Here is a 25364-nt window from a genome sequence, read left to right as displayed (position 1 = left end):
CTCGATCGGGCGATCGCCACCGGCCAACTGCATTGGCCCCCATTATCTCGCCTAGTACGCCACCCGATCGCCTGCCATGTTGAAAGCTCTGCTGGGAGACCCCAACGCCCGCAAACTCAAGCGGTTCCAACCCGACGTGGTGGAAGTCAACCTCCTTGAAGAGGACATCGCGAAGCTGTCGGACGACGAACTCAGGGGCAAAACCGCCGAATTTCGCCAAAAACTGGCCCAAGCCCGCAACGACAGCGAACGCAAGGAACTGCTAGACGACATCCTGCCCGAAGCCTTTGCCGTGGTTCGCGAAGCGGGCAAGCGGGTGTTGGGAATGCGCCACTTTGATGTGCAACTCCTGGGCGGCATTGTGCTGCACAACGGGCAAATTGCAGAAATGAAAACCGGGGAAGGAAAAACCCTGGTGGCCACCCTGCCGTCCTACCTGAACGCCCTCACGGGCCGCGGGGTGCATGTGGTGACGGTGAACGATTACTTGGCCCGCCGGGATGCCGAGTGGATGGGCCAGGTGCATCGGTTCCTGGGCCTGTCCGTGGGGCTGATTCAGCAGGGCATGAGTCCCGAAGAACGCCGCCGGAACTATGCTTGCGACATCACCTACGCCACCAACAGTGAGCTAGGGTTTGATTATCTGCGCGACAACATGGCCACCACTATCAATGAAGTGGTGCAGCGGCCCTTTAACTATTGCGTGATTGATGAAGTGGATTCGGTGCTGGTTGATGAGGCTCGCACCCCGTTGATCATTTCTGGCCAGGTCGATCGCCCCACCGAAAAATATCTGACCGCCGATGAGCTGGTGCGGCAACTGGTGCGCGATGACCACTACGAAGTGGACGAAAAAGCCCGCAACGTGATCATGAGTGATGAGGGATTCATCGCCGCCGAGCAAATGTTGGGGGTTACGGATCTGTTTGATTCGGAAGATCCCTGGGCCCACTACATCTTCAACGCCCTGAAGGCCAAAGAACTCTACCTGCGGGATGTGAACTACATCGTGCGGGCCGGGGAAGTGGTGATTGTGGATGAATTCACCGGGCGGGTGATGCCGGGTCGCCGCTGGAGCGATGGCTTGCACCAGGCGATCGAAGCCAAGGAGCGGGTGGAAATCCAGAACGAAACCCAAACCCTCGCCTCCATCACCTATCAAAACTTCTTCCTGCTCTATCCCAAACTGGCGGGCATGACCGGCACGGCCAAAACCGAAGAGGCCGAGTTTGAGAAGATCTACAACTTGGAAGTGACGATCATTCCCACCAACCGCACCAACTCGCGGAAGAACTACTCGGATGTGGTTTACAAAACCGAGGTGGCCAAGTGGAAGGCCGTGGCCGAAGAGTGCTTGGAAATGCACGAAATGGGTCGCCCCGTGTTGGTGGGAACCACGAGCGTTGAAAAGTCGGAATTGCTGTCGGAACTGCTGGCGGAGCGCAACATTCCCCACAACCTGCTGAACGCCAAGCCGGAAAACGTGGAGCGGGAATCGGAAATCGTGGCCCAGGCGGGGCGGCGCAGAGCCGTGACGATCGCCACGAACATGGCCGGTCGCGGCACGGACATCATCTTGGGCGGGAACGCGGACTACATGGCCCGGCTGAAGGTGCGGGAATACCTGATGCCCAAGCTGGTGCGCCTGGAAGAGGAAGATGAGTTTGAGGTGATGCAGGTGGCGGGCCTGAGTGGCCGGCAAAAGGCCCAGGGCTTTGGCAACTCGGGCAAGAAGCGCAAAACCTGGCAAGCGGCTCCGGAAATTTTCCCCACGCCAATTACGACCGAGGCGGAAAAGATGCTGAAGGATGCGGTGGCCTTTGCGGTCAAGACCTATGGCGAGCGATCGCTCCCGGAGCTAGAAGCCGAAGAACTGTTGGCGATCGCCTCGGAAAAGGCCCCCACCGATAATGAAGTGGTGCAAGGTCTGCGGGAAGCCTACAACCAAATTCGCCGGGAATACGAAGCTTTCACCGACAGTGAACATGAAGAGGTGATCCAACTGGGTGGCCTGCATGTGATCGGCACGGAGCGCCACGAATCGCGCCGGATTGATAACCAGTTGCGCGGGCGGGCGGGTCGCCAAGGTGACCCCGGTTCCACTCGGTTTTTCCTGAGCTTGGAAGATAACCTGCTGCGGATCTTTGGGGGCGATCGGGTGGCCGGCCTGATGCAGATGTTCCGCGTGGAAGAGGACATGCCGATCGAGTCGGGAATGCTGACCCGATCGCTCGAAGGGGCCCAACGGAAAGTCGAAACCTATTACTACGACATTCGGAAGCAGGTTTTTGAATACGACGAGGTGATGAATAACCAGCGTCGGGCCATCTATGCCGAGCGCCGCCGCGTCCTTGAAGGGGAAGACCTGAAAGAGCGGGTGATTGAATATGCCGAGCGGACAATGTTCGACATTGTGGATGCCTATGTGAACCCCGATTTGCCAGCGGAGGAATGGAATCTGGAGAAGATGGTGGACAAGGTAAAGGAATTTGTCAGCACCATCCAAGACCTGACTCCCCAACAGATTGAGGACTTCAACCCCACGGAAATCAAGACTTTCCTGGCCGAGCAAGTGCGGATTGCCTACGACATCAAGGAAGGGCAAATCGACAGCCTGCGCCCTGGCCTGATGCGCGACGCGGAACGCTATTTCATCCTTCAGCAAATTGACACCCTCTGGCGCGAGCACTTGCAACAGATGGATGCGCTGCGGGAAACGGTGGGCCTGCGCGGCTATGGCCAGAAGGATCCGCTGGTGGAATATAAGAGCGAAGGTTATGAACTCTTCTTGGACATGATGACCAACATGCGCCGGAATGTGGTTTATTCCCTGTTCCAATTCCAACCGCAAGTCCAGGAACGCGAACCAGAAACGGTTTAGGGCAGATTAGGGCAGATTTAGACAGCCCCAGAGGATATCTGAGAAGTCTTTGGGACGCTTGCAAAACACCAGTCGTCGTCTAAGCAAGGGGCTTAAGCCCCTTGTCTGTGTTGGTCGCTTGTCTGTGTTCGAGATTCACAAGGTTGCTGTTTTGACTGTGCAGACATCCTCTCAGGGCAACGGATCAAGGTCGATCGAGAGTTGCGCGATCTTGGTTGGGGGTGGAATCACTTTCACCTCTAACCACCCATCGGCCAACTGAATTCGGAGTTGATCGCCCGGTTGGGCTTGGGCCGCCCGCCGAACGATCGCCCCTTGATCATTGCGCACCAAGCTATAGCCCCGTTGCAACACTTGGTTTGGATCCAGCGATCGCAGGGTCTGGTTGAGGGCCCGCTGCCGTTGCTGTTCCCGATCGAGCTGGTGTTGCATGGCCATGCCCAACCGCCGCCGAAGATCCGTCAGCCGCTCCGTTTCCCGCTGCCATTGACGATCGGGGCGCAGCCGTCCCAACCGTTGCTGGAGCAAATCCACCCGATCGAGTCGGTCTTGTAAGTAGCGATCCATGGCTAACTTCAGGCCCAAGGCCTGTTCAGCCCAGCGGTTGCGCAACTCCGCCAAGCTCGGCACGGCCCGTTCCGCTGCGGCCGTGGGCGTGTGGGCACACCAGTCCGCCACCCGATCGCAAAGGGATTGATCCCGTTGGTGACCAATGCCGGTGATCACGGGAATTGGGCAGTCTGCTAGGGTGCGCACCAGTTGCTCATCGTTGAAGCAGGATAGATCCTCCGTGGCCCCGCCACCCCGGGCCAAAATCAGCAGATCGGCTCGACCATCCACCACCACTTGCGCGATCGCCCGCATCAGACTGATTGGGGCCCGATCGCCCTGCACCAAAGCGGGCACAAACAACACCCGCAAGCCGGGATGGCGCTGAAGCAAGGTGCGCTGGATGTCTCCCCAGGCCGCCGCGCGAGGAGACGTGATCACCGCCACGGTTTGGGGAAAAGCGGGCAGGGGCCGACGGCGATCGGGATCAAACAACCCTTCGGCGGCCAGGCGATCGTGGAGCTGTTGCATTCGCAGCGCCTGCAAACCCGCCCCGGCCGGCAGCAGTTGCCAGGTCACTAGCTTCAGCTCGCCCCGTTTGGGCCAAAGCTGCAATTCTCCCAAGGCGATCACCTGCTGACCCGGTTCGGGCAAGCTCGCCAGTCGATCGACCTGACCTCGCCACACCACGCAGCCGATCGCGGCCGTTGCCTCCCGATCGGTCAAAGTGAAATAGATGCCGCTGGGAAATGGCTTGGCGCTGGACACCTCCCCAATCACCCAAACCCGATGAAGCGCCGGTTCCGCCTCCACGCAATCCTTCAGCCACTGGTTGAGGGTGGCCACTGACCAAGGTTCCGTGGCGCTGCTGGGGGCCAACTCCGCAGCCCAATCCTCCGCCATGGCCTATGGCTCCTGGGGACGGGCCGCCAAAATCCGCTCCACCAAACCGCTGGTGCTGCTGGGCACTTCAATTTTCACCAGCTCAATGCGGCCACCTCCGGCAAAGACGGCCGGCGCTTCCGGCAAGGTTTCCACCCGATAATCGCCCCCTTTGACATAGATATCGGGCTGCAACGCTTCGATCAGTGCCGTGGCTGTGGGTTGCTCAAAAATCACCACCGCCGCCACCGCCCGCAGCGCCAACAACACCTCCGCCCGCTGGGTCTGGGGCACGATCGGGCGAGGGGGAAATCCGGGCCGCGCTGGTTTCAAGCCCGCCACCGATTGATCACTGTTCAACCCCACCACCAACGATCGCCCCAACGCACGCGCCGCATTCAGGTAGCGCACATGGCCCGCATGGAGCAAATCAAAACAGCCATTGGTGAACACCAACGGTCGCCAGCGATCGGGATCCTGGGCGATCGCCCGTTGCAGTCCTGCCAAGTCGCTCACCATTGAGGGCAACTCAACCCCTTCCGTCAGGGTTGGAGCGACTAGGGCGATCGACTGAGCAGCATTTTCAACGGGTGAGGGGGCGGTCATGGGAATAATTTCAAGGCTCAATTTCAGGGTTTAATTGTTGGGAGTTTGATTGTTGGGAGATTGTTTGCAAATCAGGGATTGGAAGTCAGCCACTTTTAAGAGCGTTCAAGCTCCCTTTTCAAGCCACCTAACTTTCCTGCTTGACAGCACTTTCATGCCAATCTTTGAGAAGGGCATCGGACAGGGCCGAAAGACCCACAAAAATCAAAATCCCCAAGCCCGTCACCAACAACAATGCTGCAAACATTTTCGGAATTTGTAGATTGTAACTGGCAATCAGAATTTGATAGGCAATGCCTGATTTTGCGCCACCGGTTCCGGCCACAAATTCCGCCACCACGGCTCCAATTAAGGACAGGCCACCGCTGATTCGTAATCCTCCTAGGAAGTAGGGCAACGCGCTGGGTAACCGGAGATAAATCAATCGCTGCCAAGGACTGGTGTTATAGAGCTTAAAGAGGTTAGTTAGGTTCCGATCGACACTGTTCAGCCCCAAGGTGGTGTTAGCAACCACCGGAAAAAAGGCCGCAATCCAGGCACAAAGCACCAATGCTCCCAACGTATTATCCTTGAGCCAAATCACAATCAGCGGCGCGATCGCCACCAAGGGTGTGGTTTGCAGAATCACCGCATAGGGAAACAGGCTCCGTTCAATCCACTTGTTCACCGTAAACAGCACGGAAATCCCTAGTCCAGAAACTGCCGCCGCCAAAAACGCAATGATCGTAATTTGCAGCGTCACCATTAGGGCCGAAAACAGCTCATTCCAGTTTTCAAATAGGGTTTGCAACACCAAGCCAGGCCGAGGGAGTAGATAGGGTGGCAGTCCGGTGATTTGCACAAATAAATCCCAAGCCAACAGAAAAGTCAGTCCCACCCCCAAGGGGGCCAGCACGTCGGCGGAAAAAACGCGCTGAATGAGCGATCGCTTGGAAATTAGGGGAGAACGACTGCGACTCATAGGCTTTAAATTGCGGGAATAATTCAGAAGATTCAGGATCAGGAAGGAATGCTCAAAACCGATCTTTCAGCGGGTTTTCGGCAGTTCTCAAGCAGTTTTTAAGGAATTGCTGGGTGGCTCTGGAATCATTGTAGGGAGTTTCCCCGCCATTCAAAACCAGAATTTTGCAATTCAAGCTCAGTTAATGCTCAGTCAATTTTGAGTAAATTGGGTCAACTTTGCGAAATCGACATTTGCACCATTCCCATTGACACCCTTACAAGGGAACCGTCGCACCCATGCCGAGGGCCAACGCTTCCGCCAGTTGGTAGCGATATTGGCCAAAAGTTGGAGATTGACGGAAAGTTTCCGATCGAGGATAGGGTTCGGGAATGTCCAGCTCCGTGACGATGCGCCCGGGATTAACCCCCATCACCGCCACCCGCGTTGACAAATAAACGGCTTCATAGATGTTGTGGGTCACAAAAGCGATCGTCCAGCGCTTTTGATGCCACAAATTCATCACGTCTTCATTCAGTTTGTTGCGGGTAATTTCATCAAGGGCCCCAAAGGGTTCATCCATCAACAACACCTTGGGTTGGGTGACGATCGCCCGGGCGATCGAAACCCGCATTTTCATCCCGCCGGAGAGTTGCCGGGGAAAGGATTTTTCAAACCCCTTTAACCCCACCAGCTCGATCGCTTCGGCCACGCGGTCTTCGCTGGCCGATCGGGAAATTCCCGCCAACTTCAATGGCAACCGAATATTTTCCTGCACCGTTGCCCAAGGCAGCAGGGCAGAATCTTGGAACACAAAGGCCAAATTCCGGCGAGCGTCCGGCATCTGCCAAGTCAAATCTCCTTGGGTGGGACTGCTCAGACCCGCAATCAGGCTCAAAATGGTGCTTTTCCCACAACCAGAGGGCCCCACCAAGCTCAAAAATTCGCCCTCGTGGATCGTGAGGGACACATCTTGTAGGGCAACGGTTCCCGTGGAAAAGGCCTTGGTGACGTTGCTCAGGGAAATGGCGGGTTGCAAGGTCGATCGCACTGGAGGAACGGTGGAACTCACGGGGCAGGCACTCAAAAACAAACTTCAGCGCTGTTAACCAGCATGGTTGGCTCCTGCTGTTCACCAGAACGCGGCCAACGACCGTTCAGCACGGCTGTTAACCATTGTAGCGGCTTGCTTTGACCGGTCTGGGAAGCGAAGGAGTGCGAATCGGTTCCTCCCGAACCACCCAAACTCCCCTTACCCGGCCGGTGGGCGACGGGGCCGTGGCGGGCGCGGGGGCAACTCTTCGTAATCCACCACCACTTCATCGGGCAAATTGGCCCCGTCGAGTTTGACCGTGCGCGAGGGGGTGGGTCGGGGGCGGGGTGGTCTGGGGGCGATCGGTTCTGAGTTGTCCGGTCTTGCAGCAGCGGGCGACGGTGAATCCGCCGACGCATTGGCAGGCGTTACGGGGTTTGCACTGGGGACAGAATTTGGACTGGGGACAGGAGATGAGTTTTCCAGGGCCTGACGATATTTCTTGCGCACGTAAACGGGCTTGGAACCCTCGGGCACAGGCTCAGGGGAAGGAGCAGGCGACGGCGTAGTCTGATTGGGGGGCGCACCTTCCGGCGGTTGGCGATATTTCTTGCGCACGTAAACCGGTTGCCCTGTGCTTTGCTCTGCACTTTGCCTTGTGCTTTGCTCTGCACTTTGCCCTGTGCTTTGCCCTTCGCTGCCTGTGGTGGGGCTGACCGGAGCGGGCGGCGCGGCTGCGGCGTTGGTCGGGGGTGGCGTTGGGCTGGGCGTTGGTTTGGGTGCTGGGCTAGGCGTTGGGGCAGGACTGCTGCCGGGCGATCGGGAAGCTCGCAGGTTGGCCAATTGGGTCTGGATCTGGATCCAAAGCACGATCCCAAAACCAGTGAGGGATTGGCGGAAAGCTTGCCAACCGGTCAAGTTAGGCTGGCTGGGGCGAAAGAGATTCAGCAACCCGGCCCAGCGATCGAACTGGGGCAACGCGGCAACCAGCACCTCATCCAGGCTCGATCGCGCCACTTGTTCGCGCAGCACCAGGGTTTGCCACCCTTGCCAGGCCATCAACCCCACCACCACCCCTTGGCTGAGCAGCACGGCCCCATGCAGTTGACCACTGCAAACCCACAACACGAGGGCATAAAACAGGCCAAAGCTGCTCCAAATCACGTCACTACGCCGTGACAGGATCGGAAACCGCAGGGCGATCGCGTAGAGCAACAGGCTCCCGATCGCCACTAAAATCGCCAATCCATAAGCCAACATCCCGTCTTTATTCCCCCGTGGGTCACGCTAGAAACGATCGCTTTCTTGGGCCGGAACCACGCCGGGCTGATTCAAGAACAGGTTCCCCGCCGAGTCGTTTTGATAAACACAGTCCACACGGGGTTTGCTGTCAATGCTGCCGGTGAAAGCAAAGGTATTCATCCGGTTTTTGCATTCGGAAACCTGTTTATCCGTCACCACGCCCCGTTGTTGCAGCACGGCCCAGTTGTTGCTGCGCATGACGCAACCGGGCTGCATTTCCGGCTGGGACACGTAAACACTGAAGGGGCTGAGGGTCACAAAAATGCGCGCATTCATGGAAATGGCGCTGGCTCCAAATTGGGCACAAAGTTCCGGGTTGGGAGCCGCCCGATCGATAAATTCCCGCGAAGCCACATTTTGCGGATCAACACTGGCCGAAGAGCTGAACCCAATGCCCACGCCCATACCCAGGATGAACACGCCGGCCAAAATCGCCACCACCGTGTAGTTAAAGCCTTTTTTCTTGGGTGGTTCGGGCGATCGCCCTTCCGATCTCGGTTCGCGATCCGCGTCGCGCCCGGCCGACTCGCGAGCGTTTCCCCGATAATCACTGCGATAACTGTCGCGATCGCGGTAGGGATCGCGGGCGGGTTGCCGTTTGCGGTTCATAGCCAATGGTTAATCACCGATAGGAATTTACTGATCATCAAACTGATCATCAATCTGAATCTCAGTCTAGATTTCAGTCTAAATTGATCCAGTCTGGATTGATGCATGGTTTGTGGATCTCTTGGGGCCCCGATCGGGATTCCCAGCCCCAAAGTTTCAACGAGTCTGGTATCCTGCAAGCGATCGCTCACCTACGAAAAAGCGCCCCACCGATGGGACGCTCGTGTGCAGAGGAGCGATAGTCGATCGTTTTGATGAGTCACATGCGAGTCTAACATGGGAGTCAGACCCCTCTGGGCCGGAATTGTTAACCGGTTTGGGGTTGATTCTGCTTGCCCATTCTTGCCTATTCTGGGGCGATCGCCAGATGGGATCGCAGATCCAAAAGCTTCTGCCAGGCTAATCCTTGATCCAAAATCGTGGCCGCCTGAGCCAAGTAATTCTTCAATGGCGTTCGATCGGTGAAGTCATCGGGCCGATCGGAGCCAGCGCTGCTCAGTCGCCAAAGATAGAAACCCGCATTCCAAATCACACTGGTGCGCCAGGGGTGATCTTGGCCATGGTTCCCTTGGAACAGGGAACTCAAGTTTTCAGCCCATTCAACAGCCGTCCCCAGGGGCAAATTGCTTTGGCTATATCCCAAATCCCAGGGGTTGAGACAGAGGCGATCGAACCGGCCCGGTTGCCCCAATCCCGTGATTACTGTCCGATCGTGCGGTAAGTCGGGACTGCCTTCGAGGCCCTTGACCGTGGTGAAAGACTCAATTTGATGCAGCGCCAAGGCATCACGCATCATCTGTTCCGTGGGCGGATGCACAAACCCCATCACCCGATGTTGGAGCCCTTGGTAGGGCGACCACAACAGCTCCAGGGTGGCCAGGGGCGGCCGTTTGCCAATTTCATCGCGGTAGGCCGCCAGGGGCAAGGTTTCGGGGAAATGCTTCGGCAGGTAGCAGTAGGTTAGGCCCTGTTCTACCAAGCACCGTTCCACCTGCTCCCAACGGGCCCGAGTCCAATCCAAACCCAAGGCCTGCCACAGTTCCGTGAGGGTGATGCCATATTTCGTGGCCATGCGATCGCCCCCATGAAACAGCAAGGGAAACCCCGCCGCCGCCAAGATCAACCCCGTGGCGATGCCCAAAGGGGCCGTGCGCGATCGCCCGTCATAGGGAATCCCAAAGCTGACCAAGGGCCGATCGAGGTCGATCGGCCCCAAGCGCGGCCCCAACTCAGCGTAAGCATCCAACATGCCCGCCAACTCTTCGCCCGTGGGCCGCTTAATCCGATGGGCAATCAGAAACGCACCAATTTGGGCTGGGGTGGCCGCCTGGGTCAACATCAGTCGCATGGCTTCGGCGGCCTGCGATCGATCCAAATTTTTGCCTGTGTGGGGCCCGCTGCCGATGGTTTTCAGCAGCTCGCGGAAGACTTTGCTCATGGGAAACGGCAGGTTACTTGCGGGTGGTTGAAGGTGGTTCAGCGGAGTTTGGCGGGAGAGGCGGTCGGGGCCTGGGCAGTCCGGGGCGTATTATCAAGGGCGATCGAGAGATTAGCAAACTCCCTTGGTGGCCGATGTAGCCTGTTGCGTTCTTTTGGTTCAAACCGGATTCGCTCCGGATTCGCTCCGGATTCGCCCTGAATGTCCCCCAACTTTGCCCCAACCGAATTTGTCCAGCCTTGACCCAGCCGCCGCAACCATCGCCACAACCATCGCCAAAACTGTCCCGATCGGCTCCTTTGACCCGGAATCAGGCTCAATCCCACTGTGAGGATGATTAGGGATGGGTGATTGCCTCAAGCATCCCAGCAGTGATACATTCCGGCTCAATTCCTTTCTCGATCGCGTTCCACGCCGCAGCCTATGCAAGCTCCGATCGCGTCTCCTGTCATGCGCCATAACGCCGTGGTGACTCCATTTCGGCCCAAGCAACCGCAACCCCTCCGCATCATTGCCATGGGCGACAGTGTGATTTATGGCTACGGCGATCTCAGTGGCGGCGGTTGGGTTGAACGATTGCGCCGCCAGTGGATGGCTCCCGACTCAGCCGGCCATGTGATTTATAACTTGGGCGTTCGGGGCGACAAGGTGAGCCAAGTGAGCGATCGACTGGAGTTGGAATTTCGCAGCCGGGGCGAGTTGCGCAATCGCCTGCCCGATCGCCTGATTCTTTCCGTGGGCACCAATGATTCGCCGCGAGTGGGCCGGGCCGATGGCAAAAACATGACCCCCATTGAAATCTTTGGCCCGCAAGTGGAAGCCTTGCTCGATCGGGCCCAGGGCCTCTGTCCCGTCTTGTTTGTGGGCATGATTCCCGTCAACCCCAGCAAAATGCCCTTCTTAGAGTGTTTGTATTACAACCACGCCGATCAGTATCAATATAAAGAAGTGATCCGTCGGGCCTGTGAGACGCGACGGATTCCGTTTTTAGACTGTTTTGAATTGTGGCTCGCGCGTGGGGCTTCCTGGGTTGAACAGCGCCTCGGCTCCGATGGTTTGCACCCCAATGATCTGGGCTATGAAAGTCTCCTGGCTGATGTGACCGCATGGCAACCGATCGCCCAACTTGCCGCCATGGACACCAAGCCGATCGCCTAAAACCAGTTTTGGTTTAATCCATCCCCAACCACTCGATCGCCCTTTCCTTCAGTCCCATCCTCCAATCTAGCCATCGGTTGGAGGATTTTTATGAGGTGATCAGCACAATCAGCCACGATTGAGCCTCCCAGCGCAAATAGGCGCGTTCTGCTTAGAAAACAGCCGAAAACCTCCCTTATTTGCTTCCTGAGAAATCAATTTCATCCTCTGGTAATAGATTCATCACAGGTTTAATTTTTATTTCGCCTTTAAAGCAAATCTCAAAAAATCATTTTCAAAATTCACTTTTTCTAGATTTCGCAAACCGCAATCAGCAAAATCGTTTACCATGGTTTACGTGATCCATTCATCCATGCACGGGTCACAAAGGAGTAAGGCGAGATGCAATCAACGCTGCTGTTGCTGGTCTTGTGGGATCTAGAACGCATGACGGGGGCGGGCGTACCTCGCAAAGGCAAAGTTAGTGGCAAGGGTAAGGACGACACGGCGCGATCTCGCTGTGGCAGCAAGGTCAAGGTTTCGGATTTTGAGGAAGCGGTGGATGCGCTGCTCCAAGCGGGAGCTGTGAGCGAGAACGGGGGACGGTTATCCCTGACGGCGGCGGGCAAGGCGCGGCTGGATCAAGAATTGCGGGCGGGCAAACTGACGTTTTGGACAAAGGGACAAAAGGGCACGGTGGTGAGTGCCAAAAATGCTCAGGCGGCGTTGAATTGGTTGCAACAGGCTCCCGCTCCGGCGGCTGGGGCTGTTTCGGCGGGCGAAAAAATTACGTCCTACGACGAATTTAAGACGGTGGTTTTGGACACCCACAAGTTCTTGAATGAGGAACATCGCTGCGAAAATTTTGTGCCGATCTACCAAATTCGTCGGCAACTGGGCGATCGAATTTCGCGCACACAATTCGATGAATGGCTACTGGAAATGCAGGGCGATGACATTTTCCAATTGGAAAAGGGCAATGCATCCGATGCGTCGAAGGATCAGCTCAAAGACTCAATTGAAACAAAAACTAGTGGTTTACGGTTCTATGCCAAGCTGCTGTAAAGCGGCTTGATTTGTCTTGTTTTGTTCCTTGCACACCAGATCGCAAAGTTGAGTTTTGGGTTATGACGAATGCTTCCCCTTTGCATGAAATTCATCAGGCCATTCAGGAATATAATCCGTTCAACTTGCGATCTGTTGTCAAGCATCAGGATGTTTGGAATACAAACTTTATCGATTTTGAGTTTTTGCACGCTTCGGCATCGGACTTGATTTTAAAAAGACTGAAGGAAGTTCAAGAAAATTCTGATCGAGAAAGAAAGATTTCATCTTTCGTAATCACTGCCGAACAGGGGATGGGAAAAAGTCACTTGGTTCGGCGGCTTCACAGGCGGATCTATGAAGCCCAAGATGCTTTTTTTCTCTACATGAGTTTTTCTCTATGTGGAAATATTGATCTGATCAATTATGAGCTACGTCAAGCTATTTCCCGAAGCTTGTCACAACTTACTGTGCTAGGCATTTCTCAGTGGCAAGCATTGGCAACTTCTATTATCGAGAAAAGAATACTGAACACCAAAAGTAATCAGAGTCTCGATTCAGTACGCTTTGTTAAGCAATTTGATGAAAACTGCCGTAGCTATCAAGCAAAGGGAAAAAGCTTAATTGAGACGCTGTTTGCTAAGTGCCAGCCTTGCTTTCCAGACGTTGATCCTGACATCCTCAAGGCCTTAATTTGGACTCTATCAGAATCTTATGCTCCTTATGCTATTAAATGGCTGAGCGGCGATGAACTATCGACAGCCTATCTTGAGAAAATGGGTTTACCCAGTATTCCAGCTTCTGATTCATCTAGGGAGTCGGAATCTTTAAAAGCGAACCTGGCAATTTTAAAGCTTTTGGTTGCTCATCGTCCTGTTTTACTTTGTTTTGATGAGACTGAAATTTCACAATTGAATAATCAGGGCTTGACCTCAACGCAAGTTTTAGCTTATTTGATCAAGTCTATCTTTGATTCATTACATCTTTCCGAGGAAGATTGTGGATTAATTCTAACCTCCTTCTTATTTCCCAATTCATGGCAATCTGAAATACCGTCTCTGGCTGGTGCTACTGATCGAATGACAGCGGGTACTGGTCAGCCTATTAGCCTGAAGCAACTAGATAGTCAGTTACTCCTCAAGCTAGTCAGATTCTTACTAGAGAAGAAATTTTATGAGCCACGCAATTTAACGCCGCCTCATCCGTTCTATCCCTTTGATGAAGATGAGCTGAGGGAACTTGGTAAAAAAGAACGCCCACCAATTCGTTACGCCCTGCGTTGGTGCGCTGAAAACTTTGTGGTAACAGCGCCACCGATTCCGCCTGAGGAGCGTTTTCAAAAGGGATTTGAAGAGAAACTCCAAGATGATTATCGCGAAGCAATGGCCGATGGCACTACTGTTGCTGAAACCCTGCGCTATTGCTTTGAGTTGGTCGTCAATCAAACCATCAGCGGTGAAACAAAATCCGGCGAGAAAATTGAAGGGGCTACAATTACCGCGATCGCCAATATTGAACCCAAAGCCAAAAATGCTGGCTACATCAACTTCAAGATTGTCGGAACCGAACAGGACAAACCCTTCGCGATCGGGGTAGCCGTCCTGCAACAATCGGGCCTCTCCTTTGCCGCCGGTTTGAATCGCCTAGTGGACTACAAAACCTATGGGCTGACGCGCGGCTGTCTGATTCGTGGCGCAGACTTCAAGATCAAGACCTTCTGGGATTCCTACAAAACCTACCAGAACTTTATCCAGCGCCAAGGCGGCGAACACATTGAACCTGACCCGGAACAGTTGAAAGTCTTGATGGCTCTAAAAGCCGTCTTTGAAAGCGCTTCAATTTATGGCTTGACGGAAGCAGAAGTACAGGAGTTTTCTCGCGAAATTGCACTGAATAATGAAATTTTGCTGGAAATTCTCAGTGATCCATCGGGTTTGATTGATCCGAGCATTATCGATGATGAAACCCTCGTCAGCATCATTATTGGTGACGATGATTTGATCGATACCAGCGCGATCGAGGACAACGAAGAAGACCTGATCGATTTTTTGGTGGGTAGTGGCGACGATGATTTAGAACCAGACGGCGCGAGCCAGTCCACAACTCCACCCACTGATGCATCGACAATTCAGTCACTCACTCTCAAGTCTGATTACAAAGGCAAAAAACTTTGTGCTTTTACCCTGCGTGGCGAAAATTATTCGGTCAAGAGCTGGCGCGAGTTCTTTATCACCATTAACCAAGTACTGGCAGAGAAACACGCCGAGAAATTTGTCAAAGTTGCGCTGGAGTCCAATGGCCGAAAGGCTCGGTTTTCTCAAAAAACTGAGGGGATGTTTAAGCCTATCTTCCTAGAAAAGGTAGAGCTATACATTGAAACAGATTTGGGAATTTCTAGCGTTCTAACCCTCACGGAAAAACTGCTAGCTCCTCTGGGGTATTTGGAGGACGAATTGACTTTGCAAGTGGTTGACAAAATTAATTAGTAATCCAGCCACATGGAACTACAACCCAAACCCACCGCCGCCCTCTGCTTGCCAGAATCTGAGATTTCAGCACTGTTGCAAGGGCGAATGTTGGCGATGTTGTCCGCCACGTTCATCAAGCCCCAGCGTATGTTGGCGCTTCAGCCGATTCCCGATCGCCTCAATCCCCGATCGCACGATCGCCCCTACCGATTCGCAGATTTGGGTTCCGAGAGCTTTCCCCCCGCGATCCGGGCGATCGTCACCTGTGTGGAATGCCAAATTATTGACGACTTGGCGGCCGTTGATGCGATCGCCGCCCTCACCATTTGGTCTGAGGATTTCCTCGCTCGCTCGATCGCCACCAAAGGACATTTATTCCTAGCCACCGTCCGTGCTTTTCGACTGCTCACCCCCCACCCGCTGGAGCACGATTTTGAAGACCTCAGCGTGATCGGAAAATGCGTGGTGATGCCCCGTCCCTTCACAGGCGAAAATCCTGAGCCGGTGCTGCCAGAAGCGGTTTTCAAACGGCGATCGCAACAACTGCGCGATCGACAGCCGCCCGAACATTCAGAACTCGAAGCCCTCCAATCCACCCTTGCTGATTTAGCCAACACACTGCCCAGCGCCACACAATTAGACAACCGCATCCAAGCCTTTTTGGGGTGGCGCGTGCCAGGGCGATCGTCCCGTCTCAGTCCCTGGATGAGCAAAATTTCTAAAGTCGGCGCATCCAGCGAAGGCAATGAATTCGAGCGGCTGGTGCGCCAAGCCATGATTTCTTTGGGATTTTCTAACCGCAATCAAAACCCCAAAGCTAGCCTTGATCCTGATAGTGTTGGCGGCGCAGGCGGTCTAGATTTTGTTTGTGAATCGCCCTATTTAATCATCGGTGAATGTAAATCCAGCAGCCGCGATACGCTACCCGATGGGGTGTTTTCGCAGCTTATGAAACTTGGTAACAAATATCTCAATCCTGAAGACTATGAACAAGCCATAAAATTAGTCATTTCTGTTGGTAAACCCAACCACCATGCTCAAAAAACAGCCCAAGGTAACCGTATGAATTTGATTAAACCCACTACCCTAGAACGCTTGGTTAAGCTCAATGTTTCCTATCCTGGTTCGTTGAACTTATGGGAGCTAGAAAATTGCCTAAAAAATCCGCCCTATGCTCAAGAAGCCGATGACCAAATCAATAACTTTATAGATGAAAAAATCGAACAATTGCGAATTCGTGCATTTTTGATTGATTGCCTGAAACGACTAACAAGTAACAATCAAAATAGAGGAGCCAGCACAGTCGAGCTTCACGCGGTCTATATCACTTCCCAGCCACCAAAATTACTGGAAATGGAAGATCTGCACAGCGTGGCGATCGAACTGGCTTCCCCACTCACCGGTTATCTAAGCCGCGAAAAGGGTCGTGAATGGCGGGACGATCGCTTTTTTTGGTTGCGCGACCTGGCGATCGAAAAAATCTAGGCGATTCCTTTTCAGTCCTCATTCTCGGGCTACTTCAGTGCAGGTTTCCCGATCTTTCTGTAAATTGGGCTTGCTTTCTCGTTCTCGCCCGACGGAAAATCGCGTTTCAATATAAGGCAAATCGATCGTAAAACAACTACCCACATTCACTTCACTGGTCAACCCCACACGACCACCGTGAAGTTCAACAATTCGCTTCACCAGAGCCAAACCCAAACCCGTTCCCTCATATTTACGATTGAGGGCACTATCAATTTGCACGAACGGCTGAAAAAGACGCTTGATATCTTCTGGCGCAATCCCAATACCCGTATCAGTGATCGAAATTCGCACAAAATATTTTTGTAATTCTCCATTTTTGTCTGCCTCGTCCTCGCCCTCTTCCTTTTGGCAAGTCACTTCTAGGGTGATGTGTCCCCCTTCTGGCGTAAATTTAAAAGCATTATTGAGCAAATTCAGCAAAACTTGGCGGATACGACGTTCATCGATGTATAGATCTGGCAAATTAGGCGATAGATTGGTTTCCAGTCGAATATTCTTCTGTTCGGCTTGGGGCTGAATGAATGCCACGCTTGATGTGCAAAGCGCCCCGATCGCGACGGTCGTGCAATTCAGCTCCAAAAATTCCGACTCGATCTTGGCAATATCCAAAATATCGTTAATTAGAGACAGAAGATGCGCGCCGCTTTTTTCAATATTTTCTAAGGCTTTGTGCTGTTGCTTATTAACTCCACCAAAGATGCCCTCTTGCAAAATTTCCGCCACTCCCAAAATCGTATTTAACGGAGTGCGGAGTTCGTGGCTCATGGTTGCCAAGAAATTATCTTTCAGTCGATTTGACTGCGCGAGTTGATTGTTGGCTGTTTGCAACTTGCGCAGTAGGGTTTGCTGCTGATTAACCATATTGAAAAAGACATCAGACAAATGGCTAATTTCATCGCCTGAATTGTTGATGTCCCTATGATTCCCAATCGTGCGATCGCAAACATCTAAAATGGGTTGCAAACGGCGATTTAAAAATCGAATAAACAACCAAACAACCAAAAGCAAAAAGACGGCTGCAATGATTGTGGCGCTAATGGCTCCTAGCAGAGCAGGCTTGGCAACCGTCTCATAGGGAATTGCTTCCAGCATCACCCATTGAGTTCTGGGAACTGTTTGATAAACCCAATAGATTGAATCAAATTCAAAATGTGATTTTTCAATGCCTTGGTTAATTCGGTAACGAATTTGTTCCCAAACCGGTTTTAGGGATGGAATGGATGAAACATTAGCCATTTGGGCAGCCTGACGAGGATCAAGAGAATAACTCAAGAGTTGCCCATTTTTTGTAATTAGGGCATGGTAGCCATTGCTATTGAATGAAGGATCATCTTGACTCAAATTAAGATCACTAGCATCAATATCTTTATTAAGATCATCAATATTAATATCTCCGTTCATCACGGCAATTAATTGACCTTTTTGATTACGAATCGTCCCTGAAAAGGTCATGAGCGGAATGGGATAATTATCATTCATATAAGGCTTTGACCAAAGATAGCGATCGGCCTTAACCGCGTCTTTAAAATATTGCATCTTGGGATATTGATCTACTGCCCATAGATCAACCAGCGTAAATTTAGGATTTTGAGCCAGGCTAACCCCGCGATCGGGAATAGATTCTTCAATATAGGGCCCAAACCACTCACGATCGACCAAACCCTTGGGGAACTGCATCACCCCAAATCCAGTGATCAGCTTAGGACGAGCTGACATAAATGAAAGTACTAATTTCTCGTATGCCTCGGGCGATCGCACACCACTATCGTGCAAGAAGATCGTTGCGGAAACCAAACTTTTTAAAAAAGTTTCACCACTGAGCAGCTCCGCATCAAGATGTCGAACCTTGTTATCCGTTTCCGACGTTAGTTGCAAAATCCGAACGGACTTCAGCTCACTATAAAATAAATACCCTAAGCTGCCGAGACCAATGGCAGCGGCAGAAATCACCGCCACAAACAAGCGAGTGCCGATCGAACGAAGTCCAAATTTCATTGATTTAGCCGGAACGGTTAGACCGTTTTGGGTTGAATGGCTTGTCATTGTTTAGCCCAGTAGCCTCAGTGGTGAACTGTGCAAAGTATAAAGAAGCACCTCTTTAACTAAAGAAAACCTAGTCTGAAACGCTTGTTAAGGCACATGGCAAAATCACGAGGTATAAAAATATAATTGAGTCCTAAATTTATGGATGCTAAATTTTTAAATTAGACTGAGAAAGATACAACAAATCTAACAGCAGTTAACATTTTTGCCCACGATCAATTAACTGTTGAATGACCTAATCAACAGCTCATCTGCGGCCCGCTCTTGGCCGCCCAACCAATACCCATAGCCCTCGTCTGCTGACTTCGGACAGCGGGCTAACTGTGGGGTGTTTCGCGTAATGCTTTTCCGGCTGTTTCCGCTCAGCCCTCGCCCTCAGACTCTTTAGAAGCCAGCTCCCCGATCGCCCGGCCCAAATAGGCTTCAACAAAAGCCTGCGCCGCTTCCGGGTTCAACTGCTCTAGGGCATCCACGATCGCCGGAATCGATTCCGCCGTCGGGTCGCGTGTTTCCGCAAACCAATGGCTAATGGTGGCGCGATTGATGCCCATGCTCACCGCCAGTCGATTCTGGGCGATGTTGTACTGCTGCAATGTTTTGCGTAGTGCTTTCCCGGCTTTTCCCATTCAGCTTCCATCTTCAATCTGCTTGGGCGACAGTTCCCCGATCGCTCGGCCCAAGTACGCCTCAACAAATGTTCGCGCGGCTTCCGGGTTCAACTGCTCCAGGGCATCCACAATGGTTGGAATCGATTCCGCCGTCGGGTCGCGTGTTTCCGCCACCCAATGGCTCATCGTGCCGCGCGCAATTCCCATCGTTACGGCTAAACGATTTTGCGTGAGGTTGTGTTGCTGTAGCGTTTCGCGTAGTGCTTTCCCGGCTTTTCCCATGCCGCTCATGGTGTCAAACTCGGGAAATCGCGTAAAGGTTGCGAGTTGACAACTTGATCGACTACAGTAAGTTTGTTGTCAATTCGCAGCACTCAATCGATATGACTACCCCAACCAACGGCGATCGACCCATTCTGGAACGCCTGAACCATCTGGACGATCGCTGCAACCGGATCATCCTCGTGGGTCAAAGCGAGTGGGTCGATCACCTTGTCAAGAGCCTGCACCTCTGCGGCATCGGCGAAACCATCCTGTGGAGTCCCGCCGTCCCCACGGGCCAACCCGATCAAGTGGTGCGAATCCTGTCGCGATCACGTGTGTAGCTATTCGTCGCGCAGCAGGTCTACCGCAACGGAATAGAGTTCCTGTGCCTGATCAATTAGCGCTTGAGCATCAGTGAGGGAAAGGTCAGAACTGGTGTCATAATCAGCGCGAGTTCTTTGAGCCTGCGCATCGATTAGAAACCGGTGAAATTTCACAGGAACAATCCCTGTCCGGGCCAAGTGCTGTCCAAAAGCACCGATGACTGCTGCGTGACTCGAAAAGGCCAACCCTTCGCGATCTAGCAAGGCTTCTGCGATATAAAAGGCAGCGTAATAAGCCCGAGAAACTGCAAAATCGTAGAAGCCCTGCGTTAATAGGCTATCGGCTGCTTGCAAGCTGCGTTGTGACTTTACCAAAAGAGCGGCTTGCTCTGGGGTCATAGTGTAATTCCCTCGCGCCGGATATTTCGCAGCAGAGGAGAATTCTCAAATTCAAAGCGCGATCGCCCCATAAAGAGTCGCGATATCAAAATGTTGTGATCTAAGCAAAGTTGACCAATAAATTCACTGGTTTGGCTAATTTCTCGGCTGGGTGAAACCGGATCGCGTAAAACCACCAATAGATCCAGGTCTGAATCAGCGGTTGCCTCTCCCCGTGCCCATGAGCCGAATAGCATTAGTCGATCGAGGCGATCGGGGTAGGTTTGCTGAAAGTATGCCCGCAGTTGATGGGTGATGGGAATCAGAGCTGCTGGTAAATCGGGGACTTGCATGGGATGACTGGGGCGATCGCGCAATTTGCCCTGATTCTAGCTGTGCGAGAAATGACAACCCATATCGTACAGAATTAATACGCGACATTAATACGTGACCCTAAAGCTCTAGTTCTAGAAGGTATGTACTAGTAATAGTTTCATAGAGATTGCTAAAGCCAACGCCAGTTCCCAAATCGCGAAATTTGGCAAACAGTTGTTTCAGGTTTATTTCTCTAGCAACCTTATTCTCAATTGCCACTGTTGTTATCGCTTTCCAGCACTCGAGATAATACTTAGTTCTTTGTTTATCATTGAAATTGATAACTCCTTCTAAAAAGCTTTCCATTTCATGGAATGCAATTTGACGAGATTGAGCATAGATATTCCTACGGTTAATCACGCAAGCAACAAGTATATTCATGAATGCTTGGTAATTTGGCTTTTCCAGACGAGACCAGAGGGTATCGGCTACTGATTCTTGATTTTTATCCTTTTCTTGAGACTTCCTGGATTTCAATTCACTAATCTTTGAATAATCACTAAGAAACTTAGAGTTCATATCAAAAATCAGTCCAAATATTTTTTGTCCGGTGTCATCATTACTCAGAAATTCTTCAAGAAGGTCTGTCCTGAGTGCTGTATAGTCTCCTGCAATTGTATTGTTTAGCACTCGACTAAATAAACCAATAAACGTGGATCTTGTTGAATCATAATCCACTGTTACTTTCGTCATGGTTTTAATAATCGAATATGGCGTGTCTTTTTGATTTTCCAAAGAAGCCTGCTCAGCAAAGATACCAAGGTTTACACTGGCGCGCTGTACAATTTGCGGACGGAAATACCTTGCCAGCTCCAAATCAATCTGGACGACTTCATTCTGAAAATTAGCCGATTTTGCTATATCCCAAGAATTGTTTGTTTCAACAACTTTAACTAATACAAAAGGAGGCTTATCGTACAAAGAGATATTATCTTTCTCCAAAGATTCATCATCAATCAATCCCTTGACGAAACACATAGTTGTTTGACAACCATTAATAATGCTTGCCTCGGACAAATTAAGTATTGTTGTGTCACCAGCAATAATTTTAGATGATCTAAAGGTAATTCCGTTGTTGCGAGCCAGCATCACTTCTGGTTCCTGTTTGACCGTTTTGAGAATAACTTGATTTACGCTATCACCTCCAGATTTTGAAACCTTGCTTCCTTCGCCAAGAAAGAGCCTGATATTTTCAAAGAAAATTGCTTCACCAAATTCATGGTACAGGCGCTTCAATTCATATCCAGAAACAACGCCGATGTAAGCATTTTCAACTTGAAGTATTTGCCCATAAAAACGTAGTTCTATATCAGGCAGTTTTCCGGAAAGCTTGGAAAAGTTTGCCTTTAGGATAGATAGGATATCTGTTCCATCAATGAATAGTATTTTATTTCGCTCTTCTAAGCTTCTGTGGAAGGCGCATGATGACAAGTTGGCTCTTGAGTATTTTGCCAAAAGACCATTTTCAGAACTGCGTAAATCACTCATCGTCAAAACAATAAAGGTGATGCCGTAACCATCACCAAGAGATGAGTTATGTTTTAGAAGACTGAGCTGTTGTGGAGGCTGTTGATGATCAGTCTCTTGGATAAATCCCTCGAATTTTGAAATAACTGAATCAATTTCTTCAATGGTTCTAATTCTGAACTTAGATTGTCCTATAAGGACTAGCTGTCCTTCTTCCCCAAAACCTTTCAAGTCAATTCCTTTGTCATGACTTCCCTTGGTGGTTTCAATTCGAGACAGGTCAGGAATTACTTCCAAAGAAGATTGATTTGGATTTTGCATTTGAATAATTAATGCCTTGCAAAAATCTTCAAAGGCTTGTCCTTTTTCCTTGTCGGTAAACTGCTGAGAAAAGAATTCTGCTAGTTTCTCTCGCGATTCCAAAAAGTTAGGAAGTGTTGCCATTTTATTATCCCAGATATTGCTTAGTAGTGTTTTACCTTGACGATGGACAAGCTTCACATCTTACGATTGTTCCTGTGTTGATTTCAGTCTTAAGGTAGTATTAAGAGCTGCGAATAACTGAGTAAAGGTTAAATAGAACCCTGATGCCTACAATAATTTTAGATGTCTACAACAATTTTACCACTACCACATAGTCCCTGATCGTGCCTGTGATCACTACTCTGGTAGAGCCGTACCATTACTTCACTAGCTGTGCGCTGCTATAGTGCTTGCGAGCTACAAGATAAACTGAACTTTAGTTACTGAAGGAGTAAGGGAAGTGGGGGCGGGCGCGCCGATCGCCTCGGTTGTACAATTAGGGCGCTTTCTGAATCGCGCCACCAAAGCCGTGTCAACCCCCGAAACCGTTCTCGAATCCGCACCCTTCCCGATCGCTGAAATCACCGCCGAAGGCATCAAGCCCGATGAATACGTCGATATTGTGAATCGACTGGGCCGCCACCCCAACAAAGCCGAACTGGGGATGTTTGGTGTGATGTGGTCGGAACACTGCTGCTACAAGAATTCTCGCCCCCTGCTCAGCCAATTTCCCACCAGCGGCCCGCGCATCCTCGTGGGCCCCGGCGAAAACGCTGGCGTGGTGGATCTGGGCGATGGGCTGCACCTGGCCTTCAAGATCGAATCCCACAACCACCCGTCCGCCGTGGAACCCTTCCAGGGGGCGGCGACCGGCGTGGGCGGCATCCTGCGGGACATCTTCACCATGGGGGCCCGCCCGATCGCCATTTTGAATGCCCTGCGGTTTGGCTCCCTGGATGATGCCCGCAACCGCCGCCTGTTTGAAGGGGTGGTGGCTGGCATTTCCCACTACGGCAACTGCGTGGGCGTGCCCACCGTTGGCGGTGAGGTCTATTTTGACCCCGCTTACAGTGGCAACCCGCTGGTGAATGCCATGGCCCTGGGGCTGATGGAAACACCGGAAATCGTCAAGGCGGGAGCCTATGGCATTGGCAACCCGGTGCTGTACGTGGGATCCACGACGGGCCGCGACGGCATGGGCGGGGCCAGCTTTGCCAGCGCGGAGTTGACCGATGAGTCGATGGACGATCGCCCGGCCGTACAGGTGGGTGATCCGTTCCTCGAAAAGTCCCTGATCGAAGCCTGTTTGGAAGCCTTCAAAACCGGCGCAGTGGCAGCGGCCCAGGACATGGGCGCGGCGGGCATCACCTGCTCCACGGCGGAAATGGCGGCCAAGGGCGGCGTGGGCATCGATTTGGATCTCGACAAGATTCCCGTGCGCGAGTCGGGGATGGTTCCCTACGAATATCTGCTATCGGAATCCCAGGAGCGGATGCTGTTTGTGGCGCACAAGGGCCGCGAGCAGGAGCTGATCGACATCTTCCACCGCTGGGGTCTGCAAGCGGTGGTGGCCGGGGAAGTGATCGAGGAGTCGATCGTCCGGATTCGGTTCCAGGGGGGAATTGCGGCGGAAATTCCGGCGACGGCCCTGGCGGACAACACCCCAATCTATCGCCGGGAACTGATGGCGGAAGCGCCGGCCTACGCGCAACAGGCCTGGGCTTGGTCGCCGGACTCGTTGCCCGCTTGTTCGGTGACGGGGCTAGCCGATCGCCCCTGGAGCGCGGTGCTGCAAAGCCTGCTGGAAACCCCCTCGATCGCCTCGAAATCCTGGGTCTATCGCCAATACGATCACCAGGTGCAGAACAACACGGTGATTGTGCCCGGTGGAGCCGATGCGGCGGTGGTGCGGCTGCGGCCCCAACTGGTCACAGACAACGGCACTCCCTTCACCAAGGGCGTGGCGGCCACGGTGGATTGCAATGCTCGCCATGTGTACCTCGATCCCTACCAAGGGGCCTTGGGTGTGGTGGCGGAGGCGGCCCGCAACCTGTCTTGCGTGGGCGCGGAACCGTTGGCCGTGACCGATAACCTGAACTTCGGCAGCCCCGAAAAGCCCGTGGGCTATTGGCAACTGGCGAATGCTTGTCGCGGCCTGGCCGATGCCTGCCGGGAGTTGGGTACGCCGGTCACGGGCGGCAACGTGTCGCTCTACAACGAAACCTTGGATTCCGAGGGCAATCCCCAGGCGATCTATCCCACGCCCGTGGTGGGCATGGTGGGGGCGATCGAGAACATTCACCAAATCGCTGGCCAGGGTTTCCAAGGGGCGGGCGATGGGATCTATCTACTGGGTGCTCAGGCTCCCGTCACCCTTGGTGCGTCGGATTATTTGGCGGCAATCCATGGCACGATCGCCGGTCGGCCGCCCGTGGTGGAGTTCGATCGGGAGCGGGCCGTGCAAGCCGCCTGCCGCAACGGCATTCGCCAGGGCTGGATTCGATCGGCCCACGACTGCGCAGAAGGGGGCCTGGCCGTCACCCTGGCCGAGTCCTGCATTAGCGGCAACCTGGGCGCAACGGTGACGATCGACCCCGGAGCCGATCGCTGGGATGCGGCCCTGTTTGGCGAAGGCGGCGCGCGGATCGTGGTGTCCGTGGCGGGCGATCGCGCGGCCGAGTTTGAAAGTTGGCTGACGGAGCAGCTCGGCTCCGATTGGGCCAAGCTGGGCACTGTCGGGGGCGATCGGCTGGTGATCAACGCACCGGACGGCACAACGGCGATCGATGCGGCCCTGGCGACCATGACCGAAGGCTGGAGCGAGTCGATCGCCCGCCGGATGGAGCGGTTGGTTTAAGGGAGATTGCCCCGTCATCTCGCGCCGCTCGATCGCCCACCAAGGATCACTGCTGATCGTTATCGATTGATCGTTTGATCGTTCATCGATCGTCAGGTTGATGATCGATAACGATCAACTTAATGATCAACGACGATCAATCAGCAGTGCAATCAGGTGATGAACCGCTGATCAGCCACAGGGGCGAGCTTGGTGCTTGCCCAGCAAGCCGATCGGGAGCCAGCAGGATCATTGGAGGCGCGATCGGGCAGCCATGGAAATTGCCCCGATGATGATTGCCCTTGAATTCGCCATCGCCACAGCCGATCGATTCCGCAACTTCTGTTACTG

The 25364-nt window shown here is 52.8% G+C and carries 20 protein-coding genes; 7 read left to right on the top strand and 13 right to left on the bottom strand.

All coding sequences use genetic code 11. The features are described from left to right. Positions 1–76: 76 nt before the first annotated feature. Positions 77–2881 carry a preprotein translocase subunit SecA gene (gene secA, locus H6G53_RS00425; protein WP_190530572.1) on the top strand — a complete coding sequence of 935 codons (2805 nt, stop codon included), beginning with the start codon at positions 77–79 and terminating at the stop codon, positions 2879–2881. A 171-nt stretch (positions 2882–3052) separates the two neighbouring features. Here secA and xseA read toward each other — a convergent pair whose 3' ends face one another. From xseA to H6G53_RS00390, 7 genes are all read right to left on the bottom strand, one after another. After that, positions 3053–4333 (bottom strand): exodeoxyribonuclease VII large subunit, encoded by a 1281-nt coding sequence (xseA, locus tag H6G53_RS00420; protein WP_190530571.1) that lies wholly within the window; start codon positions 4331–4333, stop codon positions 3053–3055. A gap of 3 nt (positions 4334–4336) precedes the next feature. After that, positions 4337–4831, bottom strand: a complete 495-nt coding sequence (locus H6G53_RS00415) for an adenylyltransferase/cytidyltransferase family protein (RefSeq protein WP_190530749.1) — start codon at positions 4829–4831, stop codon at positions 4337–4339. 214 nt (positions 4832–5045) lie between these two features. Then, entirely contained in the window at positions 5046–5879 is an 834-nt protein-coding gene (locus tag H6G53_RS00410) for an ABC transporter permease (protein ID WP_190530570.1), read from the bottom strand. Positions 5880–6135: 256 nt separating this feature from the next. Next, positions 6136–6930 carry an ABC transporter ATP-binding protein gene (locus H6G53_RS00405; RefSeq protein ID WP_347278325.1) on the bottom strand — a complete coding sequence of 265 codons (795 nt, stop codon included), beginning with the start codon at positions 6928–6930 and terminating at the stop codon, positions 6136–6138. A 180-nt stretch (positions 6931–7110) separates the two neighbouring features. Continuing rightward, positions 7111–8151, bottom strand: coding sequence for a Ycf66 family protein (locus tag H6G53_RS00400; RefSeq protein ID WP_190530569.1), 1041 nt, complete (start codon positions 8149–8151; stop codon positions 7111–7113). 27 nt (positions 8152–8178) lie between these two features. Continuing rightward, entirely contained in the window at positions 8179–8802 is a 624-nt protein-coding gene (locus H6G53_RS00395) for a DUF3172 domain-containing protein (RefSeq protein WP_190530568.1), read from the bottom strand. 346 nt (positions 8803–9148) lie between these two features. Further along, entirely contained in the window at positions 9149–10240 is a 1092-nt protein-coding gene (locus tag H6G53_RS00390; RefSeq protein WP_190530567.1) for an anthranilate phosphoribosyltransferase family protein, read from the bottom strand. Between the two features lie 450 nt (positions 10241–10690). Here H6G53_RS00390 and H6G53_RS00385 point away from each other — a divergent pair, with 450 nt between their 5' ends. From H6G53_RS00385 to H6G53_RS00370, 4 genes are all read left to right on the top strand, one after another. Then, positions 10691–11398, top strand: coding sequence for a GDSL-type esterase/lipase family protein (locus H6G53_RS00385; RefSeq protein ID WP_242030771.1), 708 nt, complete (start codon positions 10691–10693; stop codon positions 11396–11398). 381 nt (positions 11399–11779) lie between these two features. Then, positions 11780–12442, top strand: coding sequence for a hypothetical protein (locus H6G53_RS00380; RefSeq protein WP_190530565.1), 663 nt, complete (start codon positions 11780–11782; stop codon positions 12440–12442). Positions 12443–12504: 62 nt separating this feature from the next. Then, positions 12505–14907: a hypothetical protein gene (locus H6G53_RS00375; protein WP_190530564.1), complete on the top strand. Its 2403-nt coding sequence runs from the start codon at positions 12505–12507 to the stop codon at positions 14905–14907. 12 nt (positions 14908–14919) lie between these two features. Continuing rightward, entirely contained in the window at positions 14920–16374 is a 1455-nt protein-coding gene (locus H6G53_RS00370) for a DUF1802 family protein (protein ID WP_190530563.1), read from the top strand. Between the two features lie 18 nt (positions 16375–16392). On the opposite strand, the gene H6G53_RS00365 is transcribed toward H6G53_RS00370, so the two are convergent. The 3 genes from H6G53_RS00365 to H6G53_RS00355 form a co-directional block, all read right to left on the bottom strand. Further along, positions 16393–18411 carry a sensor histidine kinase gene (locus tag H6G53_RS00365; protein ID WP_242037326.1) on the bottom strand — a complete coding sequence of 673 codons (2019 nt, stop codon included), beginning with the start codon at positions 18409–18411 and terminating at the stop codon, positions 16393–16395. 410 nt (positions 18412–18821) lie between these two features. Continuing rightward, the gene (locus H6G53_RS00360) at positions 18822–19085 is read right to left on the bottom strand and encodes a helix-turn-helix transcriptional regulator (protein WP_190530561.1); all 264 of its coding nucleotides are present in this window, start codon (positions 19083–19085) and stop codon (positions 18822–18824) included. Next, positions 19086–19358, bottom strand: a complete 273-nt coding sequence (locus tag H6G53_RS00355; protein ID WP_305068615.1) for a helix-turn-helix transcriptional regulator — start codon at positions 19356–19358, stop codon at positions 19086–19088. It abuts the gene before it with no gap. Positions 19359–19450: 92 nt separating this feature from the next. On the opposite strand from H6G53_RS00355, the gene H6G53_RS00350 reads away from it, so the two are divergent. After that, positions 19451–19672: a hypothetical protein gene (locus tag H6G53_RS00350; RefSeq protein ID WP_190530560.1), complete on the top strand. Its 222-nt coding sequence runs from the start codon at positions 19451–19453 to the stop codon at positions 19670–19672. On the opposite strand, the gene H6G53_RS00345 is transcribed toward H6G53_RS00350, so the two are convergent. From H6G53_RS00345 to H6G53_RS00335, 3 genes are all read right to left on the bottom strand, one after another. Next, positions 19673–20053, bottom strand: a complete 381-nt coding sequence (locus tag H6G53_RS00345; protein ID WP_190530559.1) for a HEPN domain-containing protein — start codon at positions 20051–20053, stop codon at positions 19673–19675. Further along, positions 20050–20385, bottom strand: coding sequence for a nucleotidyltransferase domain-containing protein (locus H6G53_RS00340; protein WP_190530558.1), 336 nt, complete (start codon positions 20383–20385; stop codon positions 20050–20052). The genes H6G53_RS00345 and H6G53_RS00340 overlap by 4 nt, the downstream gene beginning before the upstream one ends. Before the next feature lie 100 nt (positions 20386–20485). Further along, the gene (locus H6G53_RS00335) at positions 20486–22375 is read right to left on the bottom strand and encodes an AIPR family protein (RefSeq protein WP_190530557.1); all 1890 of its coding nucleotides are present in this window, start codon (positions 22373–22375) and stop codon (positions 20486–20488) included. A gap of 331 nt (positions 22376–22706) precedes the next feature. Here H6G53_RS00335 and purL point away from each other — a divergent pair, with 331 nt between their 5' ends. After that, positions 22707–25034, top strand: a complete 2328-nt coding sequence (gene purL / locus H6G53_RS00330; protein ID WP_190530747.1) for a phosphoribosylformylglycinamidine synthase subunit PurL — start codon at positions 22707–22709, stop codon at positions 25032–25034. The last annotated feature ends 330 nt before the right edge of the window (positions 25035–25364 follow it).

The sequence above is a fragment of the Limnothrix sp. FACHB-406 genome (assembly GCF_014698235.1).
Classification (GTDB): domain Bacteria; phylum Cyanobacteriota; class Cyanobacteriia; order CACIAM-69d; family CACIAM-69d; genus CACIAM-69d.
This window is presented reverse-complemented; position numbering and strand designations above follow the sequence as displayed.